This window comes from Mesorhizobium sp. M0119 (assembly GCF_040322615.1).
Classification (GTDB): domain Bacteria; phylum Pseudomonadota; class Alphaproteobacteria; order Rhizobiales; family Rhizobiaceae; genus Mesorhizobium.
This window is the reverse complement of sequence record NZ_JAMYTU010000017.1, coordinates 1-20,817: the sequence shown is the minus strand read 5'-3', so window position 1 is coordinate 20,817 and position 20,817 is coordinate 1. Positions and strand designations below refer to the sequence as shown.

The window sequence follows — 20,817 nt, the reverse complement described above, 5'->3', positions numbered from 1 at the left end:
GCACCGGCCTTGAACCGATCGCACCTCTATCAAACAGGTCCAGAACCATGAACAGAACGCTTTCATTCTTCGGCAGACTCGCCTTGGCAGCCGCCACAACCCTCATCCCCTCATTGGCCTTCGCCCATAGCGGCGGTTTTCATGCCCATGGGTTTGTAGACGGCCTTCAGCACCCGCTGGCCGGTATGGACCACCTGCTTGCCATGATGGCTGTAGGCATCATTGCCGCTCGCGCCGGCGGCAGGGGGATCATCATCGTGCCGTCGTGCTTTGTCTCGGCGATGATCGCTGGCGCCCTGCTCGGTATCGCCGGCATCGGCCTGCCCTCACTGGAAACCGGCATAGCGCTATCGCTGGTAGTCTTCGGCGCCATGATGATGCTTGCCAAGCCGTTTCCGCTCGCTGTGGCTGCCTCGCTGACTGCCCTCTTCGCCCTCTTCCACGGCAATGCCCACGGCGTCGAAATTCCCGAGACTGCCAGCGGCATCGCTTATGCGGTTGGCTTCGTGGTCGCCACCTCGGCTCTTCACGCGACCGGCGCGTTGGCCGCCCTGACACTTCGGCGTTGGCCGGGAGCCTTCCGCACGGCAGGGGTCGGCACGTCGTTGGTCGGCGTGGCGCTGGCAGCACAGATAATCTGAGCGGCAGCCCGGGGCATCTGCGATGAACAGGAGGGGAAGGCATGACCAAGCGGCTGACCGTTTGGCAGCGAATTCGGAACATGCTGTATCAGATCCTGAAAATCCGGGCTGAGCGGCTCTGATCACATCCGGGGACTGAGGCTATGCAGCTTGCGTACGCCGCGCGCGCGCACGGGGCGGTCCGCCGTGGGTCGCGACTAACTTCCTAACTGCAGCCGGACGGTCTTGCCTGACGTCGCCAGCCTGTTCCCAGTTACGCCCAAATGATCACCGTCGTGAACTCCCGCGCCGGCGAGCGTGACTTGGTCATCACCGCCGCTGGCGGCCTCCCGGGCGAGGTCATGTCGATCAGCACAACATCTATGTCACTTTTGTCCCCGGCGTCTGGCCAGAGCCTGAACTCCAGCTGCGGCACACGGCTTTTTAGCTCAGCAGCCCATACTTGTGCATCAATGTAGTCAGGATACTCATTGACCATCAGAACGGTAATTGGTTCGTCGGACACTTCGCCCTCCCCGGTCTCAGGGGTCACGGCATCCCTATCGGGCCGCACCCAAGTTCCAAATGTCCCGATGCAGACGCCATGTCCCGTCGTCGCCTTTTTTCCAGACGACAATGTACTTGCCTGCGACGGTGGAGGGGTCGCCGCTTTTGCTCGGCACACCGAGCGTAAATGCGCCAACTTCGTAGGCGAGATTCCCGCTCCCTTCCACTTCCAGCGCCTTTAGGGTGAGATTCTTCATCCCGGCCTTGATTGCGCCCTGCCAGAATTCTTCCACGCGCTTGCGGCCATCGATGCGCTTGCTGTCGGGCGGCAGCAGGGCGGCATCGTCCGTATACATCTGACCCACCGCTGCCGCGTTTCCGCTGTTGAAGGCATCCATGAATTTTGTCAACGCCGCTTCGATGTCCTCGCGAGCCGATTGGGCGGCCGCAGACAATGCAGAGGAAAGAAGCAGCAAAGCAGCAAATGCAAATGACTGAGCCAGTCTCATTTTGTCCTCCCTTTGCGTGCTCCACATGCCCACCCGATGGATAGCGGCCAATCCGACTGCGCCGCGGGCGCGCTCAATGGCCAGACGCGGCTTACATTATGTTTTTCTGATATGATAGCGCAAGCACAGTTGCGGCCCTCTGAATGACCGAACTTCCACGTACCGTCCAGAACCTCCGCGCGTGGCCGATAGAGCCGCACCATGTAGTTCCAGCCAGCCACCATCGGCAGGCAATTGGCAGTCTTGGCAGCGCATCCTCCTCCTGACGAACACCTAGTCTAGTACGGTCAACCCTTAGGTGCCGCGCCGCGCCGCTCGAGCGCGGTCTTGCGGATGATTTCCGCGATCTCCGGGCTGCTGCTGCACAGCATCTGGAAATCCGCCGAGTGCAGCGACAGGAGTGAGACCACCGTTGTGGCGCTGACGGTCGCCGAGCGCGGTTCGCCGGTGATCAGCGCCATCTCGCCGAAGAAGGTGCCAGGGCCAAGCTCCACCGGGTTCGGCGTCGCGACGCTGACGCGCCCCTCCACGACGAAGAACATCTGATCACCGGTCTCGCCATTGCGGCAGATCACAGCGCCCGCCGGCACGATGCGAGGTCGTAATGCGCGCACGATCTCGACTAGTGTGGCCGGGCCGAGCTTCTGAAACAACGGCACGGCGGCGACCAATTGCCAATTACGGACGAAATCCTCGCGACGGACTTCTTGATAAAAGCCGGTGGCAAGAATGCCAGCCCAGAGCGCGAAGATGCCGATGCCACTCATCATGACCGCCCCGGCAAGGACGCGGCCGGCGAAGCTTTGCGGAATAGCGTCGCCATAGCCGGTGGTGGACAGCGTGACCACCGCCCACCACATTGCCTGGGGGATGCTGCCGAACTTTTCCGGTTGGACGTCGCGCTCGATGACATAGGCCGCGAGCGAAACACCGAATAGAACGATGCCGAAGACCGTGGTGACGCCGATCAGGTTACGCGCTTCGTTGGTCAGGATCCTGCCCAGCAGCGGGAAGAAAGTCGAGTCGCGCAGCGGTTTCAGCAGCCAGACAGCACAGTAGAGGCTCCAGTCGGGCGTGCCGACGAGCAGAAATGCGGCTAGCGGAACCAAAACCGCGAGCACATCTATGGCGATTGCCGCCGTCCTGTCCCGAACGTCTCCCGCCCGGCGCTTGAGCAGCGTCTCGGCCAGTTCCAGGAGATAGACGCCCCAAATGACCGCGAGCACGGCAGCCAAAGCCAGTCTGCTTCGTCCGGACATGTCCGGTGTCGTGAGCGCAGCCACCGCCACAAGCCCAGTCGCAGCCAGCAGCGCGTTGAGCGGCGCGTAAATTCTTAAGAAAGGCAGTACCGACATTCTATGCCCACGAGCGGATACTACCCTCCAGAATAGGATGCCTTCAAGGCAAGCGCAAAGGTGCTTACTTTCGCTGCGATGCTCATCACCAACGGTGAACTCAGATGTCCGGGAAAGTGAACAGACAGCCCACAACCGACAATGACCCGATCCGGACAATTGCAATTGGTTCCGCGAAGGTCAGCTTCGGAGAAAAGACGACATGGGATCGCGACGGAAAACTGAAATATCGGACGCCGCAACGCGACGCGGCAGAAGCGCCAAGCTGGCTGGTGATCATCATGTCGGTTCGTCTAGTACCAGGCGTCGGGCGCGAAGCTCGCCTTCCGGCCTGAGCTAACAGGCCAGCCGAACCTCATCGGCCAATCTCAACCGGTTCGCCATCAGGGTTTCGTCCGGATTCCGGTCCGGGCAAGCCTCAATGCCGTCGAGAACCCCAAATGCGGCATGTTGAGCATTTCGCCTTCTCGCGATCGTGGCAAGGCAGCTCGACCCGGCGTTCACCTTCGTCGACAGCCGCCGGATGCCGGCTTGGCACAGGTGGAAAAAGGAAACAATCCCGGGCTCTTAAGTTACACCGAAAGGCTCGCCGAGGTCGGCTACAACACGCCGGGGAACGGCCCGATCCTGGCCGGGCGATGCCCGGACTGGAAGAGGTTGCTGTGGAGGTTGGCGATCCACTGCTTGCCTTCGGTCGTCAGCTCCAGATAGCGGATCGCGTCGCCGATATAGGGCTCTACCTGCAGCGTGAAGAAATCGGTGAAGATGGCGCCGAGATCGGCGGCGGTCTTGCAGCCGAGCTTTTCCACCATTCCGATCTCAGAGAACTCGGCAAACAGCGCCGGCAGCTTGCGGTGGTAGAAGGGATCAGCGAGTTGGCCGATCAGGTCCGCGGCCCTGACCAGCGCCGGCTCGGTGTTGGTGACCTGGTAGGCCGGATCGTTCGGCACCGGAAAGCGCGTCATCTCGATCGACTCGACAATGCGCTCCTCGTTGATGAACTTCGAGGAAGCAAAACGCTGGCGCGCATAGATCTTGGCGCGCTCGATATGATAGGGCGCAAGAACCGCGTCGGAGGCGCCCCGCGGTGGCGTATGGCGGTCGCCGCGGTCGTTAATGACGAAGCTGTCCTCGGTGTCGCCCTGGCATACGCCGTGCACCATGCCAATGTCGTGGACAAGCAGCGCGCAGGTATAATGCAGCCAGTCATCGGGAATCAGGGATTCCGAAAGCAGCCGGCCGCGGATGATCTGCTGGCCAGCGAGCGTAACCATCAGTGTATGCTCGATGTTGTGATAGAGCGCGTTCGAATTGCCGATGCGCTCCAGGACAAGGCGGGCCGCCCCGCCTATGTAACTCGCATATTCCGGATTGCGATGCGAGAAATACTGGAGATAGAGTTCTGACAGATAATCGCCGAGCCGGTCTGCCATTATGGAGATTGGATTGAGCATTACAATCGTTCCCGAGCGCTTTGAAGCACGACAAGTCGCGCCGCGTGGCGGCCATCCTAGCACGGTTCCGGCGTAGATCTTATCTTAGGACCAAGGCCCCCAAGGGAGCGGCGACTACCGAATGCTGCTGCGGTCGCCATCACCGGCATGATGGCACATTGGAACAAGCAGACCGGCATTCCGGACGGCTACACCTTGCACCGTCTGCGCCGCACCTTCGGCACGTATCTCGCCGAATGCAACATCCAGGCACGCGCCATTATGGAAGCGATGGGACATTCCTCGATGACGGTGACGGACGCGTACGTACGGAAGGCCAACAAGAAGCGGATGGCCGTCGACATCGCCCCGCCATCAACAAGCGGGAGGCGAAACGCGACGCTATAAAGCAGCGGACACCGCTATGCGTCATCAAATGAATGGTTTCAATCGGACCGGTGCAGGGCGGCTTATCGGCCGCTTTTTTTGTTGGGCCCATAATGAGCCCAAAACATTTTGGGCCGAGGCCACTTTTTCGCAATAAAATCCAATACTTTGGTGGGCCCGGAGGGTATTCAGAAAGCCATAAAAATCAATTGGTAAGAGATCAGTGGGACTTCAGAGCATTCAAATCTTTTCCAATATTTTTCAATGTTGTTGTCCCACTCAGAAGTGCCTCAGTCCACCAAGCCGACGCACTGAACGCCTCACTCGGAAGGGAGGTTTGCGCAAGGTGAAAGGAAGATCGCGTCGGTGTGCAGCCTTCCTGAGAAAGGTCGCGGTAGAGCCAACTGCTGACGCTCAGCGCGAAGACATCAATGTCCTGTTATGGGGCCGTCAGAGGACCGGCCGCTTCTCGCGCCCAGAAAGCGATAGCAGACATGCAATAGGTGGTACAAAAGTCTCTAGCGTGACCCTTTCGAGACATTTGCGTGCGGCATTTGCGTCTCGAAAGCGGTTCTTCAGTGCTACCAGCACCAACGACCGTCTGCGGTCGTTCAGAACACGGGTTACCGTCTCTAAACCGGATATTGGACCGGGCAGCCGCCGGAAATTGATCGAATGGAGGTGATCGCCTGTCAGGAGGCGTTCAAAAACGACCTACGACCGCGATCTTCATCGCGGCCGTTTTCATGGTGTCATTCCCGGCTATGCTGACAAGTTCTTTATGATCGGCAGCTTGCGGATCGTCTTGCCCGTCGCCGCCCGTAGCGCGTTGGCGACGGCCGGGCCGATCGGCGGCACACCGGGCTCGCCAACGCCCGTGGGCGGCTCGTCGGACAGCATAATGTGCACCTCGACGCGCGGCATCTGCTCGATCCTGAGCGGCGTATAGGTGTCGTAGTTCTCTTGGTCTATGACACCGCCCGTCAGGGTCAGCTCCTCCTGGAGGATCGCGCCTAGCCCGAAGCCGATACCGCCCTCCATCTGAGCGCGGATCTGGTCAGGATTTATCGCGGTGCCGCAATCTACCGCGCAGACGACGCGGTCGACTTTGAAATCATTTGCATCGTTGAAGGTGATCTCCACCACCTCGGCGACATAGGTCGAGAGGCTTTCATGCAGGGCCACGCCGCGGAAACGGCCTTCCGGCAGAGGCTTGTCCCAGCCTGCCTTCTCAGCAGCCAATTTCAGCACGCCGGCATGCCGTGGATGGTGACCGAGCATCGACAAGCGGAAATCGACCGGATCACGGTTCGCAGCGGCGGCGAGCTCATCAATCAGGGTTTCCATTGCGTAAGCGGTGTGGGTGGAGCCTACCGAACGCCACCACAGCACTGGGATGTTCACGTCCGTCGTGGTCAGCTCGACCTTCAGGTTCGGGATCGCATAGGGCAGGTTGGTGGCGCCCTCCACGGAGGTCGGATCGATGCCGTTCTCGATCATCGCCGCAAAGGGCGAACCGCCCGCGATCGATTGGCCCACGATGTGGTCATGGAGAGCGACGACATTGCCTTCCTTGTCGAGCCCCGCCTTGACTGCGTGCACATAGACCGGCCGGTACCGCCCACCCCGCATGTCGTTCTCGCGGGTCCACTGCACCTTCACTGGCTTGCCGGGTCCCAGTGCACGCGCTGTGGAAACAGCTTCGATAATGAGATCTGCGTCCGAGACCGCTCGGCGGCCGAAGCTGCCGCCGGTCTTCATCACGTGCAGCCTCACCTTGTCCGGCGTGGTGCCGCCTACTTGAGCGGCAGCCGCCTGATAAAGATCGGGCATCTGGTGTCCGCCCCAGACGTCGATGGTGCCGTCTTCGTTGATTCGGGCGGCCGCGTTGAGTGGCTCGATCGAAGCATGGACAAGATAGGGGAATTCGTAGTGCCCTTGGATGACTTTCTCAGCACTGGCCAACGCTGCGGGAGTGTTACCGTCGTCGCGCGCGGTGGCCGCGCCCGGATCGTCTGCTGCCTTAGTGTATTCGGCCATGATCTCGGCCGTGCCGCGCCTTTCGGCCTTCTCTTCGTTCCAGGTCACCTCCACGAGATCGCGGCCCTTGAGCGCCGTCCACATGTCCCTGCCGACCACGGCAATGCCGCGCGGCGTCTGGACGACATCGACAATGCCGTCGAGTGCCTTGGCCTTGGAGGCGTCGAAGCTCTCGATCTCAGCGCCGAACTTCGGCGGATGGATCATAACGGCCGTATTGAGTCCATCTATCTTGAGGTCGATCGTGTAGGTCTGCGCGCCATTGGTCTTGCCGGCGGAATCGTAGCGCTTGAGGCTGTCCGATCCGATCTGGGCCCACTTGTCGCGCGGCTTTAGCGGCACGTCGTCGGGAACCGGCATTCCCGCTGCGGCTTTAGCCAGGTCACCGAAGCGCGCCTGCATCCCTGAGGCGTGCGACACGACCCCGGAAGCGACTGTGATCTCGCCGGCTGGCACGTCCCACCGCTGCGCCGCGGCCGCCACCAGCATGGCCCGTGCGGCAGCACCCGCCTTGCGGTAGCGCTCCCACGACGAGCTCATCGACGTGGAGCCACCGGTTCCCTGCGCGGCCCCGCCCCAGGCGAGATTGCCGTAGAGCGCGGTATTGCCATATCCGCCGACCACGTGGACCTGCGCCCAGGCGCCGTCGAGCTCTTCCATAACCAGGGTGGCGATGCCGAAATAGGAGCCTTGTCCCATCTCGAACTGCGACGAGTGGATGACGATTCGGTTCTCCGGTGTGATCTCGACATAGGTCTGGAAGGGGTTCGCCTGGACCGCTGCAGGCGTCGTTTGTGCGTTGGCGGGCGCGGCCATCATTAGCCGGTAGCCCACGGCGAAGCCCGCGGTGGTGACGGCCGTGCCGAGGAGGAACTGGCGCCGCGTGGGCCCCACGGCATTATGCTTCGGGAGAAACTGCAACATGCCTCAAGTCTCCAGCCGGTTGGCGGTCTCGTGGATGGCCGCGCGGATGCGATGATAGGTGGCGCAGCGGCAGAGATTGCCGCTCATCGCCGAATCAATATCATCGTCCGTCGGCTTCGGCGTCTCTGTCAGGAGGGCCACGGCCGACATGATCTGGCCAGACTGGCAATAGCCGCATTGAGGTACGTCGAACTCGGCCCACACGGCCTGGACCGTTTCGCCGATCTTGCCCGACACGCCCTCAATGGTGGTGATCGAGGCTCCTTCGATGTCGCCGACTGCGGTCTGGCACGAGCGCGTCGGCATGCCGTTAACGTGAACCGTGCAAGCGCCGCACTGGGCAAGGCCGCAACCGAATTTCGTTCCTGTGAGTCCGATGCCGTCACGGATCGCCCAGAGCAGCGGCATCTCTGGATCGACGTCGAGTGTTCGCGCCTCGCCATTGAGGGTAAAAGCGACCATGGTTTGCTCTCCTTGTCCTGAGCTGGCTATCTCGTTGCGCCTCCGCCCGGCTAGGAACCGGATTCTTATTGCCGAGGCATAGCGACCACAGACTAGGATCGCGCAGCTCGAGCAACAAGCCGCTAGCTGGCAATCGCGAGATCGTGAAGTGGCTCGTGTCGAAAGGCTGGAGGCAACTGAATGTCATTTTTGGGCCGACCGGCCGGTCAGTTTCCGGCTCGATGACCTGGTTGGCAGTCATTCCGCTTCTAAGCCGAAACCCCAGACATGAACTGTAGCAGCATCATAAAAGGCGACATCAAGCGGCGATTTTTCGTTGCGCTGCACCGCTAGCTCGTTCGCGTGGTTCATGATCTGCTGGTTATCCGCGGATGCTGGTTCACCATAGATGCCAACACAGAGCTTGCGAAACTTGCCACGCGCTATGCGGTTAAGGATGTGGTCGTCCTTCGTAGCGAGCGAATGGCCGAAAATGAAGAAGCAATGGCTGGCGGTCTTCACATTCGCGGTGAACTGCTTGAAGCCTTGGTACAGGTAGGCATTGTGACGGATCTTCGCTTTCTTCTGGGCGCTGGTGGGCTGATGAAGGGCGGCTTAGGGTCATGATTTCCGGTTCATCGCGCTGCAATGACCGATGAGTCACAGACGCTGCATTTCGCGCTAGACCGCAGCTGCGGTATTCTCGATCATACGCTCAGCCATCCTATTCGCACCTCGTTGCCGCCGTTCGCCGCACCTATCGATCGGAGGCCTTCCAGCCTCGCGATAGCCGCGCCATGGGCTGCACACAACCTGACGACGAACAGGAGCAAGATTGGACATAGAAGCCAGCACAAGATCGCCCTCCCCCTGTCCTTGCTCGTTTTCATGCGAAAACAATCAAACTGAGTGCTGCGGGGACAGCGAGGTCGATTTGGCCCACTTCAGAGCGAAGTCGGCCATAAGCCATTGATATAATTTTGGTGGGCCCTGAGGGTGCTTGGAAAGTCAGAACTATCAAAGGCTATTCGACAGTGGGACTGTGTTGCGTTACTATGCTCTCCGGTCTTTTCCGGTTGATTTGTCCCACCCTGATGCCGATTGCGGTCATTCGCCGCTGCCTTGGTCAATTCCCGATTCCACAAGTATCCGGTCCTGAGTGGGCAGACGGCCTTCCTAGTGGTAATTAGTCAGCGACACGTTGACCGTTCTCGTCATGCGCGGGTGAAATCTACGTTCGACCATATACGTCGTCGAAGCGAACGATATCATCCTCGCCGAGATAATCGCCGCTCTGCACTTCAATGATCACCAGGTCAATTCTGCCTGGGTTCTCCAGCCGATGCTTATGGCCGCAGGGGATGTAGGCTGATTCGTTTGTCGCCAGGAACAACTCCTGCTCGCCATTGACGATTTTCGCGGAGCCGCTGACCACGACCCAGTGCTCCGAACGATGATAGTGCATCTGCAGGCTCAGCCGCCGACCGGGCTTCACCTCGATGCGTTTGATCTTGAAGCGCTCGCCTTCCTCAAGAACCGTGTAGGTACCCCACGGCCGGTGTACCGTGCTATGGACCAGGTGAGCTTCATGTCCTGAAGCCTTGAGGCCCTCGAACAGCTTCTTGACGTCCTGAACGCGGTCGCGGGATGCGACAAGCAAAGCGTCCGGGGAATCGACGATCACCAGATCGCTGACACCGACCGTGCCGATGACGCGCTTGTCGGAGCTCACATAGCTGCCGGTCGTGTCGACCATATGCACATCGCCGCGTATCCTGTTCCCGCTTTCGTCGGGGGCGATCAAATCGGCCATTGCGTTCCAGGATCCGATGTCGTTCCAATCCATGTCGCAGGCAACCACGGCAAGTTTGTTCGTCTTCTCCATGACAGCGTGGTCGAGCGAGATTCGCGGGGCGGAGCCGAAATGCTCAGGCGCGAGTTCGATTTTGGCAAAGCCTTCGCCTTGACTGAAGCGCCCGTTCTCGTAGCTGTCGGAGACGGCCCGGATCACCGCGGGGCAATGCGATGCCATCTCGTCGAGCATGGTTTGTGCGCTAAAGCAGAAAATGCCGGCGTTCCAGAAGAAGCGCTTGGACGCGACATAGGCTTTGGCTGTGTCCAGATCCGGTTTTTCAACGAAACGGACGACTTTCTCACCATCCGCTTCGATATAGCCGAATGCCGTGTCCGGTCTGGTTGGGGTGATGCCCAATGTGGCGATCCGCCCGAGCTTCGCATGTTCGATGGCCCGGCACATGACGTCTAAAAATGCAGGCAGGTTGCCAACCATGTGATCGGCTGGGAAGACGCATAGAATCGCGTCAGGGCCTTGCGTTGCCTTGGCATGGATGGCGGCTGCCGCAACGGCTGCGGCCGTATCCCGGCCTTCAGGCTCGAGCAGAAAGGTGCGTGGCAGGACCACGGAATCTAGTTCGTCGAACTCGTCCTTGGTAAGGAAGAGGTGTTCCCCAGATGTCACGGCGACGAGTTCCACTACGCCCTTTATCGAACCGACGCGCAGCACAGTGTGCTGCATCAGTGAATGCCCGTCTGCCACTTTGAGGAAAGGTTTAGGGTGCGATTGCCTTGAGGCGGGCCATAGCCGCGATCCGGCTCCGCCGCTGATGATGACGGGAACCACTTTCATATAACAACCTCGATTTCGTCTCTGGAGTGATTGCCCGCGCCCTTTCGAGCGTTAGCGTCACGATCGCCGTCGCTCTGGCTTGGTCTGCGGCTTCCGAGTAACGGCGAAGTTCTGGCGCGTTGCCGAACGGCCTCAGATGACGACGCTATCGGTATCGTACGACGCTTCCGTGGCCTCGATGAGAAATGGACATTCAACTATGCCTGTTGGTTGCATCCGCCGAATTGTGCAGGGGGCGGGTCTTAACTGAGACCAGAGATTCTTTGGCTGTCTTCTATCAAAATCAAACGACTTGGCTCCTTCAGATCGAACTCAATTACGCGTGGTACGAAAAGGCGTGCATATCGTGTAAAGGCGCTCGTCGGAGGAAACCGAATTACAGTATCGCAGCGCCCGAGAAGATACATCTCAACGAGGGCGGAAATTGCGCCGTCCATCCCAAGTGCTGCAGTGTGTAAGGGGCCGTCTTGATCGGATCGGAAATGCTTGGGGACGGTGAGAAGATCGGGAAACTTGGCCGACAGGTGATCCAGGATTTGCGCGCTGTCCGTGCACAAGAACAGCCGCACAGGCTTGGGGTGCGGTAACGCTTTAGCCTTATCAACCGCAGTGCACACTTGTCGAACGGCGAACTCCGGATCGGCCCAGTAGGGCGCATGGTCCATGATGTCTTCACCGTTACCATGTCGAACATGAACCCCGATGATGCTGTGCCCCTCAAAACATTCTTGGTAAATGGCATCTATGCGTGTTTGAATTTCAGACCGAGGCTTGACACTCTGGAAGACCTGCCGCTCGGCATCCTCATCGCAGCGCCACATCAAACAAGCGTCACACACTACTGTGTTCGCTTCGACATCGTGTTCGGCCTGAAAGAGCTCGCCCAACTCGTCGCGCTCTTGGAAAATCTGCTCATCTGGGCGGTAAAGGCAGTCGATCGCTGGCCTATTCCACCACTCCGGGAAGAATGGACCCGGGAAGGAAAAGTCGTTGATCCGGTCGTCGCAAATAGCCGGTACGCCAGCGATGTCATTGATCGGTTCGAAGAACACCGGAAAGGCATTTGTGAAGGGTTGGTCGAGATAGCAGGACCCGCGCCAGTCGACGGCTAGCGTTCGTCCCGACCGCTGAGCGTAGCGCCAAGCGGCCGCCAGCGACCATAGACAATCACCGAACCCAGTACGCCTCTGAGAGACGACGAACCTGCGCTTTACCAATCCACTGACCTGCATTTTCGGAAATTTCGTTTCAGAGACGAGGTTGCATCTGGCTTGGGATCTCTTAATCGATACTAGTCGACCGTTACGCCGGGCGATTTGGTAGAGGCTGCGCGTGGGGCAGAAGAGCTCCCTCTGCACTGCCTATCCTTATCTCTGTGACGCTCGCAAATCTTGACGCCGGGTACTCCCGCTTCCGGTTAAATTCAGCGTTCTCTAATGCGCCGGGCGACATCTGTAAAATTGATTGCGTGGATGTGGCCCATCCATGTGTTGGATACTAAGGCATTCCTTGACGATGGGCCTCTGCTGACGCGAGGCCGCGCTTTGCTAAGCGAAACAGCCGTTCGAGGCAGTCCACAAAGTCCCTTTTTCAAGTCCAATTCTTAACTGCCTCAACGTAACATGTCATTTGCGGGCGTTTCCTGAAGGACGGATGTGCAGGACCCGCCAGCCGTCGAATGTCAGGCGCAGGCCATCCACGTCATTTATGGCCATCATGGCGTCCGGTCCCATCGAAAGATGCGACACAGCGCCCTCTGACGCTTTCAAGTGCGCCAACATGGCGCAACTCGTGTCGACCGGATAGCTTTCGATCCGGCCGGACTGAGCGACTGGCACGCGATGCTGTGCGACGACGGCCGAGAGAGGAATTTTGGCGTCTGCAGCCATGTGGAGGATCGTTCCGACGGTTCTGCGGGTTCTCGGTGTCGGAGCCGACACCTGTGCGAACCCGCTCTCGTCCGTTTTCGACAGGCCCTTGAGGTTCATGACCCTGTTGTTCGCCGAGATCACCCGCCAGTTCAGCGATCCAGGTGAAGATCGGCACGCCTGTCGATGCGGCGATCATCGCCTCGGCCAGCGAAGATGATGAAGAGGGCCATTGGGTCAAGTACAAGCGCCGACCAGCGTTTCATTGCTTCAAAGCCCATTTCGGTGCCTACGCCGATACGGCCCTTGTCGAGGAGATCGCCGTCACGGCGCCCACACCGAGGACGGCAACGCCGTTCCTGATGCTCTGCCCGACAATCCCGGCGAAGTGTTTGCCGACAGCGCCTACCGAGGCAATCATCTCGGCGACGCGGTGCGCGCCAAGGGTGGAAGGCCGCGCATCGTCGCAACCGCTGTGGGGGCGCGACGAGGCCGAAAGCTCGACGCCTGGAACCAACCGATCCACAGAATTTGTACTCGGATCGAGAAGATCTTCGGCACCTGTAGCCGGATGCGATGGCGAGGGCTGGCAAAGGCGGCCGTTCAAATTCGCCGCACTGCGATCGCCTACAGTATGAAACACAGTTTGATGGTCGCCTCGTCCCCCCATCGTTGAAGCCCAGCTACCGTTTTCGGGCTAGCGCGCCCGAAATTCCTTGGAGGTCAATACGTAATGCCCTACCCGGCTTTTCGCCGCCGTCTCAAATGTGCGGTTCGCCCAAAGCCCCCGACTGCCACGAACTTTGTCTTCGCGCGGAGCGAAACCTCGCGCCCACGACTTTGTGCCGCCGATGTGCCGCGCTGCCCTGTCAAACAATCCATTTTATGGATGCACCTCATCCAAACAATCGATTTCACTGATCAAAACAATTTCCATTAGAAGACGCTGAAGCAGGCAATGATTAAGATTACTTGGTTAGCGCAAGAGAGCGGTAAGGTGGAGTTGTCGGCTTGGACCCACATGCCCGCCATTTTATCTGGGAATGGCTACGTGCCCTGTTGGCGCAGGGCAAGACGATTCTACTGGCCACCCACTTCGTGGAAGAAGCGGAGCGGCTATGCAACCGACCTGCGTGCTTGAGAACGGACGTGCGTCCTCACTCGCTGATTGATGAGCAAATCGGGTGCGACGTGATTGAAATCTATGTCGCTCACCCCGTGAGCTGAGTTCGGCACTCAGGCCGCATGTGCGACTTAGGCAGGTTAGCGGCGAGACTCTGTTTTGCTATGCCTCCAAGCAGGAGCAGGTGTGCTCGCTGGCTGACACTGTCAATGACGAGCTCCGCGCCGCATCTGTCGAAATCCTATCATAGGGTATGGGGCGGGCCGCAGTTTGCTGGCGGTGTGGCGAGCCGGAGTCGAAACTTCAACTATAATAGAGCAGGAAGAAAATGGGCGAGAACAGGAAAGTTGCTCTGGTTACGGGCATAACGGGACAGGATGGTGCCTATCTTACCCGTCTTCTGCTGGAAAAAGGCTACGTCGTTCATGGGATTAAGCGACGTTCCTCTTCCTTCAACACGGGTCGCATCGAAGACATCTACCAAGACCCGCACGATCCCGATCCGCGCCTAATTTTGCATTACGGTGACCTCACTGATGCGACTAATCTCATCCGAGTAGTTCAGGAATCCCAGCCAGACGAGATTTACAACTTGGCCGCTCAGAGCCATGTCCAGGTGTCGTTCGAAACGCCGGAATACACAGCAAACGCCGACGGTATCGGAACATTGCGACTTCTTGAGGCGATCCGCCTCCTCGGTCTGAAGGACAAGACCCGCTTCTATCAGGCCTCGACTTCAGAGCTCTACGGCCTCGTGCAATCCGTACCGCAGAACGAAACAACGCCCTTTTATCCGCGCAGCCCTTACGCCGCCGCCAAGCTCTACGCCTACTGGATCGTGGTCAACTATCGCGAGGCCTATGGTATCCATTCTTCCAACGGCATTCTCTTCAATCATGAAAGCCCACTGCGCGGCGAAACTTTTGTGACGCGCAAGATCACCCGCGCCGCCGCTGCTATCTACCTCGGCAAGCAGGACAAGCTTTATCTCGGCAATCTGGATGCTCAACGCGATTGGGGCCATGCGCGTGAGTACGTGCGTGGTATGTGGATGATGATGCAGCAGGATCAACCGGATGATTACGTGCTGGCGACGGGCAAGACGACCCCTGTCCGCCAATTCGTCGAATGGGTTTTCGAAGATGTCGGCGTCGCGCTCGAATGGCGTGGTGAGGGAGTCGACGAAAAGGGCTATGATGTCGAGACCGGCAGATGCCTAGTCCAGGTAGACCCACGCTACTTCCGCCCCACGGAAGTCGATCTTCTCCTGGGCGATGCCACCAAGGCGAAGGAGAAGCTCGGCTGGGTGCATGAGACATCCGTGCGCGAGCTCGCCGCGGAAATGGTGCGGGAAGACCTCAAGGTCATGCAGACATCGGTAATCATGAAGGAAGCATAATGTACGATCTGAAGGGAAAAGCCGTGTGGGTCGCGGGCCACAAGCATGGTGGGCAGCGCTGTTGTAGGCCGCCTCGCGTCTGAAGACTGCAAAGTTATGGCCGCCCTGACGTTTCCCCCAATTCTATCCAGTCGTGAGTTCGTTTCCGGGGGTGGATTTGCCCTGATGGCCGGTGGACGCGACGGGTGCTGGCGCGGAGCGTTTCACGTTGCGCAGCGCGAGCGACCGTCGCGGGTTGAAGGTCGATGCACATTCGTTGGGTGTCTGCCATCCGATGTGCGAGTGCGGACGCGCGCCGTTGTAATCGGCGCGCCATACATTGAGCCTCGCGCGGGCCTGGGCCAGGGACGTGAACCGCGTCTCGTTGAGGAGTTCATCGCGAAGGGGGCCGTTGAAGCTCTCGCGTTAGGGTCCTAGCCAACCTCCGACTGTGAACTCGCGGAAGCGATTTACGGCAAGCGCACACAGCAGCTCGTCCACGGCGTTCGTACATGAAGTTTGGAAACTTATAATACTGGTACACACCTCCATGGGGGAACATTATCTCCAATATCTCAGCGATTACCGGATAGCTATCTGCCTTCACCTACCTCGGCCTAGTGCAGAATCTTGGCCGAATGAACTCGGCGCTCTTGCTGCACACCAATGGTCCGTCCCGCGCGAAGTGCGATCATACCGCCGCAGCTTACCTTCAATCCGGCACTGGCGAGGATCTAGATCCAAGCCGACGGCGCCGGGCATCAAATAAAAAGCCGCCGACCGAAGCCAGCGGGCTTGATTGGGATGGCCCGCGCGGACGGTCAAGGCTGCGCCGGCCGACCATGGCGGAGGGACCACCTCGGTCAACGGCACGGCCCGATGACGGCGTGCCGATGTACCACAACATACGGCGAGATAGAGCCTTCCGGCGTCGCGGAAAAAAAGCCCGCCGGTTTTGAGCCAGCGGGCAAGTTCTGGAGTGGCTGAGATCAACCCAGCATCAGTCAACGACCGGCGGAAGGGTTGGTTGCAGTGGATGCCAGCTAGCCGCAGCATGCTGTGAATCGTAGCAAAGTGAAAAACAAAACTCTGGACTTCTAGGTCGGACTCGCCCCAATATTTGTTTGGGGGATTCACATGAAAATTGGAGCACTCATCGCAAGTGCAGCCCTGTGCGTCAGCGGCTGCTCTACGACCGCTGTCCTGTCGGACAGCGATCTCACGGCAATGAATACCGTTGCGCTATGTCACGTTCTCGCCAGCAGCACGGACGAACAGTATCGTAGCAGGGTAGCGGCCCTTCTAGTGCGCAGGGGCGCAACAGCAGAGAGGTGCACCAGGCTTGTGCAAACCGACAATGCTGTCGCGACAGGCATAGCGATCGCGGCTGTCGGCGGCGCAGCTGTGGGTGTCGCTGCCAACAACGGCTATGGAGGCGGAACATATTACCGGCCACCGCCACCACAAACCTATGGCGTCGCGTGGGACCAATTCTATGGCCAGAACTACAGCGTTATCTGGCGCTGCCGCGACCGGTCCACCGGGCGGTTCGTTGACGATTACTATTGCGCCGGCCTGCCCATGGTCGACAGCGCATGGCCGGGCTGGTCGGCGTAGCGGATGAGCAGGCCATACCGCAAATATCGATCCAATCGGTGGCAGAGACCCACCGGTGCCAAGCTGTGGCGGCGCCAACTTGCGAGCGTGCCGGCAATGCTCGGTCTTACGGCAGCGGCGGCGGTGGCCGCCTTCCTGGCGCCGTCGGGCGCGCAACGTAGCGACGATGCATCAAAGGCCAGCCCACAAAGGGCGGCGCCCGCCTCGCTTACCGGTGTCGCTTCCGTCATTGACGGCGATACGATCGAAATCCACGGCCAGCGCGTCCGCTTCAACGGCATCGACGCGCCAGAGGGCCGGCAGCTGTGCCGCGATGCGAATGGCGCCGAGTATCCTTGCGGCCGGCGATCGGCCGAAGCGCTGGACACTTTCCTGGCCGCGTCGAGGCCGCTCGAATGCACATTCGTGACGTGGGACCGCTACCACCGCTTTGTCGGCGATTGTCGGCGCGCCGACGGCGCGGGCGTGGCCGCCTGGATGGTCAAGCACGGCCAGGCGCTGGATTGGCCTCACTACAGCCAGGGCGCCTATGGGGGGCAGCAGGCGCAAGCCCAAGCCTCAAAGATCGGCCTGTGGGCCGGGACGTTTCAGGCACCCTGGGAATGGCGCGCTGCGCACGCCGACGGCGCGGCGCCGTCGAGTCGCCCGCTGGGCATCATCAGCCGTAAGCTGGTCGCGCAGAGCGGCTATTCTTGCGAGCCGCGGAGAACGTGCAAGCAGATCGGTTCCTGCGACGAAGCCAACTGGTACCTGCAAAACTGCTCATGGGGCGGAAAACTCGATCGCGACAAGGATGGGATCGCATGCGAAACACTCTGCTAGCTGAAATGTAACGGAGTAAGCGCGCTACGGCCTGTTCGGCTTTCCGCTTACACCGATCCAACGAAAACCATGCATGGGCGACGCGGTCTGCTAACCCCATTTTTTTGACGAGGTATTCTATATCTGAAGGGCAGAAAAAGTTATTGCGACAATAGAGAGGAGAGACGCCTTAACTAAGACTTTCAAAACCGTTAAATGTATGCTGGCAGGCGATCAAGGCGTGATGTTGCCCTGTCGGGGGGGCGAGTAAAATGCAGACTGTGATGAGTCAAAAGCTGGCAAGCTATGGCCAGTGGACCTACCGTGGTGCCTGGGCCCTAGAGATTGCGGCCGCAGCGATTGGTCTTACGACAGGTGTAGCATTAGGCGTACAAGCGTTTTCTGCAAGCGAGTCTGTCACTGCAATGGATTTGACGCTCGCCAGTGCACCCTTTCTCATGGTGGCAATCGCGGAGCTCACCAAGATACCGATAGCTACACTGCTTTTCAGCGCGTCTTGGCTCTGGAAGCCCATAATCTTGGTCTTCCTCCTGGTTCTTGCAGGCATCACTTTCGAAACTGTCTTTATGGGGATGGAGAGGGCAGGCGCATTGCGTCAGCTGCGTTATGAGGAGCTCGTAAACAAGATTGATGCCCTTGAGCAGGAAGCGACAAAGCTCGCCTCTGCTGACGAACTTGGTCGAAGAGCCGATCAGGTCGATCAAGCCCGTTCCGAAATTGAGCAGCTGACCTCTCTTGCAGAAAAATCGCGTGCGACCTCTCAGTCGCAAATTGCCGAGGCCAATGCGGAATTGGAGGGAACGACAGCCCTTACTCCAGAGGCCTCGCGTGTTCGCGATCAAGTGGATGAGAAAAATGCTGTTCGATCGGCGCTGATTCAACAGCGTGATCGCGAAGTTAAAGACGCTGTCGATCAGTTTGAGCGCCAACGCGACAGCTTTGTTGAACGTATCAAGATGGCGCGCGATTCAGGCGACAGCGACTCGGCACGCAGGCTAGAATCGGAAGTGGCTAAACTTGCCAACCCCCGCACGAAAATTATCACCAAGTTCGACACTCGGATTGAGCCGCTCGATCAAGAGATTGCTGCGCTGCGCGAAAATTTCGATCGTTTGCGGGCAAATAGCCCTCCTATGACTACTGACCAGAGGCAGAAGCTTGTCGATAGGCGTTCGTCTCTGGAGCAAACGCGCGATAGTGATGCCGCGGCTTGGCAGCGTCGATTGGATGAAGCGGGCAAACGGCTCGCAGATGCCCAGGCGGCAGAAGCCAACAAGGCAAACACCTCGGCGCAAAACCAGGTCAGACAGGACCAGATTGCCAAAGCCCTCAGCGCCTTGGCCAAGGAGCGGATCCCAATGGCGCGGACAGATCAGGTCCGCCGTATTGCCTCACGGTGGTACGGCAGCAAACCTGAACTGGTGACTGAGGCACAGGCCGGAATAATCTCTGTGATTTGGTTCGGCTCGCTCGCGCTCATCGCCGCGCTCGCGGGACCAATTACGGCAATGGTCGCTCTAGCGCTCCAGCGCATTGCCGCCCGAGAAGAGGACAATTCAGACAGCAAGACTTCCAGGCTGCTCCGCAGAATGCTTCTGAGTTGGCGGTGGCGCCGAATTCGAACGATTAAGGTACCAATCGAAGTTATGGTCGAGAAAGAGGTTGAGAAGCGGGTTGAGGTGCCTGTGGAAAAGGTGGTCAAAGAGATCCTCTATGTTCCGCTCTTCACCGATGATCCCGAAGTCCTTCGCAAGGCCCTCGACCAGGATTTGCCGCCTGAGGTCTCAGACCTCGTGACGGTATCAATGAAGGGTCGCAAAAGTGCTCGTCCGGCATAATACCACCCTGCTTGAGCAAGCCGTCGATCTCGCCGTCAAAAGGTCAGCGATTCCAACCTTGCAGGCTCAAGCCGCGGCCCAAGAGAAGACAGCCCGAGCGACCGCCTTTCGCCGAATGGCGACTGGCGGAGCCATTGCAGTGGCGGCGGTCGGGATTGGGCTGGGCATCAATCTTGGTCTATGGGACAAAACCTTGCCGGAGCCGGCGGCTTTGCCGATCATAGAGCAGCCAAGCGATCTCACCTCCCCAAAAGATGAGCCGCCTATTCCTGTTCCAACTCCAAAGCCAACTCAGGAGCAGGCGCCCCAGGCTGACGTCCCTACCAAGCCTGACGTGGTGACCGTCGACTTCAACAAGTTCGCCACCAAGAACGTCGAGTTCCAAGGCACCACTTGGGAGTTAATCACAGGTCACCACTTCAAGGATGAGAACGACCAAACCTGGGACCGAGCGTGGTGTTACTCTCGGCGGAGTGTGAACGGCGTAGACGTAAATGTATCATTGGCAGCTCGTTCTGCACCGACAGCGCCACCAGCCGGGCCTGGCGCTGCTGCTCAGACGCTTCAGTTGGTCGGCCTTAATGATTCATCCGCCGTCGATCTTGCAACAAGATGCGCGTGGCTGGATGGTCGCACATTTGCGTCTTCAGACATCATTCCTGACTCGTCACGAGAGCAGGCCGCAACTGTCCCCGCAGAAACTCCTGCGACAGAGGTCGATCCAGATAGTGGATTTGTTGTCGTGTCCGGGTGGGACGCGATCGGAAACGACCTGCCGGATATGCCAATTAGGAACGTGAGTTCTGAGCAGTGTCAAACCGCCTGCGACACCGACTTCAGGTGTCTAGCGGTTACTTATAACACAAAATTTCGAGCTTGTTTCATGAAAGGGGACGCATCGCTACTGGTCAAAAGCGAAGAGTCGATCATGGCCGCAAAAAAAGTGGTCGAGAGCAATTTGCGCTACTCGAATTTGGTGTTCGCCACAAAAACGGAAATTTCTGGCAACGCCTATTGGACCTCTCCGCTCCGATATCCAGACTGCATACTGCAATGTGCAAACGACAAATCCTGCTTAGGGTTCAATTTCCGCAAAAAAGAAAGTGCGTGTGTCCTTTTCAACAGCATAACCCAATCCGCTGATAACGCAGCGGTCGCATCTGGCATCAAGAGCGTCGCCAACTAAAGTTGAAGCGAAGAACCTATCCTCAAGGGTAAGCGCGAATTTCCCCGCACCTTTTGCTGTTGAGTGCTCTGATGCATGAGGTGTCCACCAAAATAGGTGGACACCTTGTGATGGAAGAAGAT

Annotated in this window: 19 protein-coding genes and 2 pseudogenes; 10 read left to right on the top strand and 11 right to left on the bottom strand. The window is 58.8% G+C overall.

What is annotated here, in order from left to right:
- Nucleotides 1–47: 47 nt before the first annotated feature.
- Nucleotides 48–641, top strand: coding sequence for a HupE/UreJ family protein (locus NKJ40_RS17390; RefSeq protein WP_352467066.1), 594 nt, complete (start codon nt 48–50; stop codon nt 639–641).
- A 253-nt stretch (nt 642–894) separates the two neighbouring features.
- On the opposite strand, the gene NKJ40_RS17385 is transcribed toward NKJ40_RS17390, so the two are convergent.
- From NKJ40_RS17385 to NKJ40_RS17375, 3 genes are all read right to left on the bottom strand, one after another.
- On the bottom strand, nt 895–1,146 hold the full coding sequence (locus NKJ40_RS17385; protein WP_352467065.1) for a hypothetical protein: 252 nt from the start codon (nt 1,144–1,146) through the stop codon (nt 895–897).
- A 34-nt stretch (nt 1,147–1,180) separates the two neighbouring features.
- A complete protein-coding gene (locus tag NKJ40_RS17380; protein WP_352467064.1) occupies nt 1,181–1,636 on the bottom strand; it encodes a YybH family protein in 456 nt (151 codons plus the stop codon).
- A gap of 287 nt (nt 1,637–1,923) precedes the next feature.
- Nucleotides 1,924–2,991, bottom strand: coding sequence for a cyclic nucleotide-gated potassium channel (locus NKJ40_RS17375; protein WP_352467063.1), 1,068 nt, complete (start codon nt 2,989–2,991; stop codon nt 1,924–1,926).
- Nucleotides 2,992–3,095: 104 nt separating this feature from the next.
- Between NKJ40_RS17375 and NKJ40_RS17370 the strand changes: the two genes are divergently transcribed.
- On the top strand, nt 3,096–3,326 hold the full coding sequence (locus NKJ40_RS17370) for a hypothetical protein (protein ID WP_352467062.1): 231 nt from the start codon (nt 3,096–3,098) through the stop codon (nt 3,324–3,326).
- Between the two features lie 264 nt (nt 3,327–3,590).
- Here the strand turns inward: NKJ40_RS17370 and NKJ40_RS17365 are convergent, their stop codons facing one another.
- Nucleotides 3,591–4,445 carry a metal-dependent phosphohydrolase gene (locus NKJ40_RS17365; protein WP_352467061.1) on the bottom strand — a complete coding sequence of 285 codons (855 nt, stop codon included), beginning with the start codon at nt 4,443–4,445 and terminating at the stop codon, nt 3,591–3,593.
- A 147-nt stretch (nt 4,446–4,592) separates the two neighbouring features.
- Between NKJ40_RS17365 and NKJ40_RS17360 the strand changes: the two genes are divergently transcribed.
- On the top strand, nt 4,593–4,832 hold the full coding sequence (locus NKJ40_RS17360) for a tyrosine-type recombinase/integrase (RefSeq protein ID WP_352467059.1): 240 nt from the start codon (nt 4,593–4,595) through the stop codon (nt 4,830–4,832).
- A gap of 741 nt (nt 4,833–5,573) precedes the next feature.
- Here NKJ40_RS17360 and NKJ40_RS17355 read toward each other — a convergent pair.
- From NKJ40_RS17355 to NKJ40_RS17330, 6 genes are all read right to left on the bottom strand, one after another.
- Complete coding sequence (locus tag NKJ40_RS17355) at nt 5,574–7,775, bottom strand: xanthine dehydrogenase family protein molybdopterin-binding subunit (protein ID WP_352467058.1); 2,202 nt, start codon at nt 7,773–7,775, stop codon at nt 5,574–5,576.
- A 3-nt stretch (nt 7,776–7,778) separates the two neighbouring features.
- Nucleotides 7,779–8,237: a (2Fe-2S)-binding protein gene (locus NKJ40_RS17350; RefSeq protein WP_352467057.1), complete on the bottom strand. Its 459-nt coding sequence runs from the start codon at nt 8,235–8,237 to the stop codon at nt 7,779–7,781.
- A 237-nt stretch (nt 8,238–8,474) separates the two neighbouring features.
- Nucleotides 8,475–8,771 carry a DUF4917 family protein gene (locus NKJ40_RS17345; RefSeq protein WP_352467144.1) on the bottom strand — a complete coding sequence of 99 codons (297 nt, stop codon included), beginning with the start codon at nt 8,769–8,771 and terminating at the stop codon, nt 8,475–8,477.
- A gap of 676 nt (nt 8,772–9,447) precedes the next feature.
- Nucleotides 9,448–10,863, bottom strand: coding sequence for a mannose-1-phosphate guanylyltransferase/mannose-6-phosphate isomerase (locus NKJ40_RS17340; RefSeq protein ID WP_352467056.1), 1,416 nt, complete (start codon nt 10,861–10,863; stop codon nt 9,448–9,450).
- A gap of 242 nt (nt 10,864–11,105) precedes the next feature.
- Nucleotides 11,106–12,095, bottom strand: a complete 990-nt coding sequence (locus tag NKJ40_RS17335) for a nodulation protein NodZ (RefSeq protein ID WP_352467055.1) — start codon at nt 12,093–12,095, stop codon at nt 11,106–11,108.
- Between the two features lie 393 nt (nt 12,096–12,488).
- Entirely contained in the window at nt 12,489–12,851 is a 363-nt protein-coding gene (locus NKJ40_RS17330; RefSeq protein ID WP_156937465.1) for a hypothetical protein, read from the bottom strand.
- A gap of 44 nt (nt 12,852–12,895) precedes the next feature.
- Here NKJ40_RS17330 and NKJ40_RS17325 point away from each other — a divergent pair, with 44 nt between their 5' ends.
- From NKJ40_RS17325 to gmd, 3 genes and pseudogenes are all read left to right on the top strand, one after another.
- The gene (locus NKJ40_RS17325; protein ID WP_352467054.1) at nt 12,896–13,369 is read left to right on the top strand and encodes a hypothetical protein; all 474 of its coding nucleotides are present in this window, start codon (nt 12,896–12,898) and stop codon (nt 13,367–13,369) included.
- Nucleotides 13,370–13,739: 370 nt separating this feature from the next.
- Nucleotides 13,740–14,041 (top strand): annotated as a pseudogene (locus NKJ40_RS17320) (nodulation factor ABC transporter ATP-binding protein NodI); the annotation flags it as partial.
- A gap of 141 nt (nt 14,042–14,182) precedes the next feature.
- On the top strand, nt 14,183–15,253 hold the full coding sequence (gene gmd, locus NKJ40_RS17315; RefSeq protein ID WP_352467053.1) for a GDP-mannose 4,6-dehydratase: 1,071 nt from the start codon (nt 14,183–14,185) through the stop codon (nt 15,251–15,253).
- Nucleotides 15,254–15,376: 123 nt separating this feature from the next.
- Here the strand turns inward: gmd and NKJ40_RS17310 are convergent.
- Nucleotides 15,377–15,655, bottom strand: a pseudogene (locus NKJ40_RS17310) (integrase core domain-containing protein); the annotation flags it as partial.
- Nucleotides 15,656–16,576: 921 nt separating this feature from the next.
- Between NKJ40_RS17310 and NKJ40_RS17305 the strand changes: the two are divergent.
- From NKJ40_RS17305 to NKJ40_RS17290, 4 genes are all read left to right on the top strand, one after another.
- Nucleotides 16,577–16,849, top strand: coding sequence for a hypothetical protein (locus tag NKJ40_RS17305; RefSeq protein ID WP_352467052.1), 273 nt, complete (start codon nt 16,577–16,579; stop codon nt 16,847–16,849).
- Between the two features lie 123 nt (nt 16,850–16,972).
- Complete coding sequence (locus NKJ40_RS17300) at nt 16,973–17,671, top strand: thermonuclease family protein (protein ID WP_352467051.1); 699 nt, start codon at nt 16,973–16,975, stop codon at nt 17,669–17,671.
- A 251-nt stretch (nt 17,672–17,922) separates the two neighbouring features.
- A complete protein-coding gene (locus tag NKJ40_RS17295; RefSeq protein WP_352467050.1) occupies nt 17,923–19,509 on the top strand; it encodes a hypothetical protein in 1,587 nt (528 codons plus the stop codon).
- On the top strand, nt 19,493–20,695 hold the full coding sequence (locus NKJ40_RS17290) for a PAN domain-containing protein (RefSeq protein ID WP_352467049.1): 1,203 nt from the start codon (nt 19,493–19,495) through the stop codon (nt 20,693–20,695). The genes NKJ40_RS17295 and NKJ40_RS17290 overlap by 17 nt, the downstream gene beginning before the upstream one ends.
- Nucleotides 20,696–20,817 lie beyond the last annotated feature (122 nt).

What these genes read in the sequence shown, in the direction of transcription:
- NKJ40_RS17390 (WP_352467066.1), top strand. Translation starts at nt 48, where the DNA reads ATGAACAGAACGCTTTCATTCTTCGGCAGACTCGCCTTGGCAGCCGCC.
- gmd (WP_352467053.1), top strand. Translation starts at nt 14,183, where the DNA reads ATGGGCGAGAACAGGAAAGTTGCTCTGGTTACGGGCATAACGGGACAG.
- NKJ40_RS17335 (WP_352467055.1), bottom strand. Translation starts at nt 12,095, where the DNA reads ATGCAGGTCAGTGGATTGGTAAAGCGCAGGTTCGTCGTCTCTCAGAGG.
- NKJ40_RS17350 (WP_352467057.1), bottom strand. Translation starts at nt 8,237, where the DNA reads ATGGTCGCTTTTACCCTCAATGGCGAGGCGCGAACACTCGACGTCGAT.
- NKJ40_RS17370 (WP_352467062.1), top strand. Translation starts at nt 3,096, where the DNA reads ATGTCCGGGAAAGTGAACAGACAGCCCACAACCGACAATGACCCGATC.
- NKJ40_RS17355 (WP_352467058.1), bottom strand. Translation starts at nt 7,775, where the DNA reads ATGTTGCAGTTTCTCCCGAAGCATAATGCCGTGGGGCCCACGCGGCGC.
- NKJ40_RS17380 (WP_352467064.1), bottom strand. Translation starts at nt 1,636, where the DNA reads ATGAGACTGGCTCAGTCATTTGCATTTGCTGCTTTGCTGCTTCTTTCC.
- NKJ40_RS17295 (WP_352467050.1), top strand. Translation starts at nt 17,923, where the DNA reads ATGCAGACTGTGATGAGTCAAAAGCTGGCAAGCTATGGCCAGTGGACC.
- NKJ40_RS17330 (WP_156937465.1), bottom strand. Translation starts at nt 12,851, where the DNA reads ATGAACCTCAAGGGCCTGTCGAAAACGGACGAGAGCGGGTTCGCACAG.
- NKJ40_RS17365 (WP_352467061.1), bottom strand. Translation starts at nt 4,445, where the DNA reads ATGCTCAATCCAATCTCCATAATGGCAGACCGGCTCGGCGATTATCTG.
- NKJ40_RS17360 (WP_352467059.1), top strand. Translation starts at nt 4,593, where the DNA reads ATGATGGCACATTGGAACAAGCAGACCGGCATTCCGGACGGCTACACC.
- NKJ40_RS17340 (WP_352467056.1), bottom strand. Translation starts at nt 10,863, where the DNA reads ATGAAAGTGGTTCCCGTCATCATCAGCGGCGGAGCCGGATCGCGGCTA.
- NKJ40_RS17375 (WP_352467063.1), bottom strand. Translation starts at nt 2,991, where the DNA reads ATGTCGGTACTGCCTTTCTTAAGAATTTACGCGCCGCTCAACGCGCTG.